Source organism: Streptomyces sp. AC555_RSS877, from assembly GCF_019049245.1.
In the GTDB taxonomy this organism is placed as follows: Bacteria; Actinomycetota; Actinomycetes; order Streptomycetales; family Streptomycetaceae; genus Streptomyces.
Window position 1 is genome coordinate 1 of sequence record NZ_JAGMUK010000242.1, and the last position, 276, is coordinate 276.

Annotated in this window: 1 protein-coding gene; it reads left to right on the forward strand. The window is 66.7% G+C overall.

What is annotated here, in order from left to right; translation table 11 throughout:
- The coding region (locus KUM49_RS47930; protein ID WP_217243305.1) for a condensation domain-containing protein at positions 1 to 276 on the forward strand (276 nt) is incomplete at both ends.

Genomic DNA, 276 nt, shown 5'->3' on the forward strand with positions numbered 1-276 from the left:
TTGGAGCGCGCGCTGTTGGATGTGCTGGGGCGGCATGAGGTGCTGCGGACGGTGTTCGCGGTGGCGGACGGGGAGCCGTATCAGCAGATCCTGCCGGTGGAGGAGTGCGGATTCGAGCTGGCCGTCACAGAGGTGAGTGAGAACGAACTCGGCGGTGCGGCGACGGAGGCGGCGCGGCATGCCTTCGACCTGGGTGCTGAGATTCCGCTGCGTGCGTGGTTGTTCGGGGTGGGTCCGGATGAGCATGTGCTCGTGGTGGTGGTGCATCACATCGCC